Consider the following 3,593-nt stretch of genomic DNA (forward strand, 5'->3'; position numbering starts at 1 on the left):
CGCCAAGCCCGCCCCCGACTCCACCCGGCGCAGCGAGAAGTCCCGCCGCGCCATCTACGACGCCGCCCTCTCGCTCGTCGTGGAGGTCGGCTATCCGAAGACCACCATCGAGGGCATCGCCGCCCGCGCCGGCGTCGGGAAGCAGACGATCTACCGCTGGTGGTCGTCGAAGGCGGACGTGCTGATGGAGGCGTTCCTCGACCTCGCCGAGCAGGCGACACGCCAGGGGGGTCACGAGCCGTACGCCTTCCCGGACACCGGCGACCTCGCCGCCGACCTCAAGGTCGTACTGCGGGCCACCGTCGACGAGCTGAAGGACCCCCGCTTCGAGGTGCCGTCCCGTGCCCTGGCCGCGCAGGGCGTGGTCGACGAACAGTTCGGGCGTCAGCTCGTCGCCAAGCTGATGCAGCCCTCACTCGACCTGTACATGGAACGGCTGCGCGCCGCACAGGACGCCGGGCAGGTGCGGCCCGAGGTCGACCCGCGCATCGCCCTGGAGTTCTTCATCTCCCCGCTCGCGCAGCGCTGGCTCCAGCACACGGGCCCGATCTCCTACGAGTACACCGACACTCTCGTCGACTACGCCCTTCACGGCCTCGCGCCCCGCTGAGCGGCCCGCTGAGCGCCCCGCTGAGCGGCCCGCGCAAGGCGCCCCGGCGCGTCCGTGATCACGCCGTCGCAGCCCAGCGCCAGCACCCGGTCCCGCTGCGCGTCCGTCACCACGGTGTGCGCCCACACCCGCCGGATCCCCGAGCCGACCGCCCGCACGAGGTCCGCGTCACGCGCCCGGTGGTCCACGTCCAGCAGGTCCACGTACGACCGCCAGCGCTCCGGGCGGTCCGTGCGCAGTTGCCGCGCCGAGCGCCACAACTGGGCGAGCAGGCCCAGGCGATGGGCACGCCGGGCCACCTCCGGGTCGTTGGAGTTCACGAACACCGAGCGGGTCAGGCCACGGGCCCGGATCAGCCCGGCCAGCCGGTCGAGGCCCCGCGGGTCCTTCGCCTCCAGCATCAGCACGATCCGCCCGCCGAAACGATCCAGTACCTCCGCGACCGTCGGCGGCCGTTCCGACCGCCAGCTGCCGGGCAGCGCGTCCTTCGGGCGCAGCCGGACGCCCTGCCATTCCCGGGCGTCGAGGCCGCGCACCTCGCCGCCGAGGTAGGTGGTGCGGTTCAGGGTCTCGTCGTGGAACACCACGGGCGTCCCGTCGCGCAGCAGCCGCGTGTCGAAGTCCAGCACCTGCGCCGTACCGCGCTCGTAGGCGGCCATCAGCCCCGTCATGCTGTTCTCGGGGACCTCGCGGGCGCCGCCGCGGTGGGCGACGTACGTGATTCGGGGGAGCGCCGCCACGGTCAGGGGGCCGGTGCCCCACTCCAGCGGGCGGGTGTGTCCCGCCGGTGGGCGGATACCCGGCGGCAGGGCCGGGGCGGCGCCGGCCGGTCCCGTGAGGGTCAGCGAGACCACCGAAACCGCGGAGGCGAGGCCCGTCAGCGCGATCCTTGTGACCATGGCGACCACGGTAGGGCGCCATGTCACGGCAAAGCGGGCAATGACACCCGATCACGGTGCGGAGTACGCCTCGCCCCACGGGCATATGCCTCGCCCCACCGGTACATGTCTCGGCCCTCCTGCCCCGGATGTGGGCACTGGCCCCCCGGCGCGCGGGAAGATGGGACGATAAGGCATGCTGTTCCGCACGACAGCGAGGCGAGGGGATAGATGAGCGCGGAGTACGGCGGCAGGACCGGCCTACAGGGCAAACTCACCCAGTGGCTGCGCGCCGGGCGCCGGCCCAAGGAGACCGCCGGTGACGGCGGCCGTGAGGACCTGCTGCTCGCCGCCGCCGGCGCCGGACTGCCGCTCGCGCCCGCCGCCCACCCGGCCGGCTACCGCTGTTCCTGCGACCGCGTCGGCTGTCCCACCCCGGCCCGGCATCCGGTGTCCTTCGCGTGGCAGACGCAGTCGACCACCGACCGCGCCCAGATCGAACGCTGGGCCCGCCATCAGCCGCAGGCCAATTTCATCACCGCGACCGGCATGGTGCACGACGTCCTGGACGTGCCCCTGGATGCCGGTCGCAGTGCGTTGGAGCGGCTGCTCGCCGACGGCGTCGAGGTCGGGCCCGTCGCCGAGAGCGACGACGGCCGCCTGCTGTTCTTCACCCTCACCCGCGGGACGCCCGAGGAGGAGGACGAGTGGTGGCCGTGCGAACTGGACTGCCACCCCGAGACGATGGACGAGCACCCCGGGCTGCGGTGGCACTGCCGCGGCTCCTACGTCCTCGTACCGCCGGCGCGGCTGCCCGGTGAGGACCAGACCGTGCACTGGGTGCGCGGGCCCGAGCATCCGCTGCCGGATCCGCTGACCCTGCTGGAGACCCTGACCGAGGCCTGTGCCCGGTACGCCGGTGAGGAATCCGACCAGGCCGGGTCGGCCTGGCCGGTGCGGCGGCACTGAGCCGACCCGGCTCTGTCCTGACCTGTCCTGTCCTGTTCCGACCTACGAGCCTTCCGCCGACGTCATTCCCTGGATCCGGCCGAGGATCGTCACCTTCTGGTTGCCGCTGCCCTTCGGCGGGTCCAGCGCCACCTCGTTGGAGACGAACTCCATCATGAGGGACTGCTTGATCTCGCCGGTCGTCAGCGCGAGAACGTCCTTGTTCGGAACGGGGAACGACGTGCCCGCGTAGGCCGTCTGCTTCTCGTAGTGCCGGGTGGTGAAGAACACCAGCGCGCCGCCGTCCGCCGTGCGCAGGGCGAGGGGCTGGTAGTCGCCGTTCGTCAGCGGCTCGTCGATGTACTGGGTGACCAGGCCCGGCTTCTTGGAGTTCTTCTCGCGCAGGGCGCGCCACTGGCTGGTGTGGGGGCCGTCCGCGAAGGTGGCTGAGCCGTTCTTGAGGTAGGCCGTGTAGTCCCGGCTCAGGTCGCCCGGATCGGCGGCCAGGCCGGTCGAATTCACCGGGACGGACTCGGCCCAGCCGTCCGCGTCTTTCTCGAACTCCGGGACCTTGCCCGGTGCGACGAGGGTGAGGTACGCGACCTGGAAGGGGTCGTCCAGGCTGCTGCGGGTGAACACGAGCAGCCAGCGGGCGGTGCCGCCCTTGTTGCCGGCCGCGTCGACGAGGAACCAGCGGGGCCAGCCGGCCTTCTTGGGGATCGTGTACTTCGCGTCCGTCAGCTTCAGGGGCGTGTGGTTCGGGTTGCCGTCCGGGTTGTTCGCCTTCCCGGCCTTCAGGCGTGCCGAGTCGATGTCGGCCAGGGCCCCGGTGGTGTGGTCGGCGTCCAGGGAGGCGTCGTAGGCCTTGTCGGCCTCGTTGTACGCGGTCGTGAACTCCTGGAGGGCCTTGGCGGCTTCGGCGCGGGTGGTGGACGGGAGGATCTCCCGCTCGCCGTGCACCACGACGCATCCGCTCGCCGTCAACGACAAAGCGGTCACCGAGGCTGCTATGAGGGCGCTCCGGGCGGACCTGCGGAGCGTTCGAGGGTCGCGATCCCTGCTCATCGGGTTCCTTCACCTTCCCCTTTCCGGAGGCGAACCCTACCGGGTGCCTCCGGCGGTCGGGCGGGGGGTGGGCGTGGCTGTGGAGCTCGGGC

The 3,593-nt window shown here is 71.9% G+C and carries 4 protein-coding genes; 2 read left to right on the forward strand and 2 right to left on the reverse strand.

Features of this window, described 5'->3' with window-relative positions:
• Positions 1-610 (forward strand): TetR/AcrR family transcriptional regulator (locus CA983_RS41510; RefSeq protein WP_107500347.1); only part of this gene is annotated, 610 nt, incomplete at its 5' end.
• Here the strand turns inward: CA983_RS41510 and CA983_RS41515 are convergent.
• Complete coding sequence (locus CA983_RS41515; RefSeq protein ID WP_086605835.1) at positions 589-1,509, reverse strand: glycerophosphodiester phosphodiesterase; 921 nt, start codon at positions 1,507-1,509, stop codon at positions 589-591. The two genes, CA983_RS41510 and CA983_RS41515, sit on opposite strands and share 22 nt — an antisense overlap.
• A gap of 210 nt (positions 1,510-1,719) precedes the next feature.
• On the opposite strand from CA983_RS41515, the gene CA983_RS41520 reads away from it, so the two are divergent.
• A complete protein-coding gene (locus tag CA983_RS41520; RefSeq protein ID WP_086605832.1) occupies positions 1,720-2,457 on the forward strand; it encodes a bifunctional DNA primase/polymerase in 738 nt (245 codons plus the stop codon).
• A 42-nt stretch (positions 2,458-2,499) separates the two neighbouring features.
• Here CA983_RS41520 and CA983_RS41525 read toward each other — a convergent pair whose 3' ends face one another.
• Positions 2,500-3,501, reverse strand: a complete 1,002-nt coding sequence (locus tag CA983_RS41525) for an SCO2278 family lipoprotein (RefSeq protein ID WP_086605833.1) — start codon at positions 3,499-3,501, stop codon at positions 2,500-2,502.
• Positions 3,502-3,593 lie beyond the last annotated feature (92 nt).

This window comes from Streptomyces swartbergensis (assembly GCF_002148965.1).
Classification (GTDB): domain Bacteria; phylum Actinomycetota; class Actinomycetes; order Streptomycetales; family Streptomycetaceae; genus Streptomyces; species Streptomyces swartbergensis.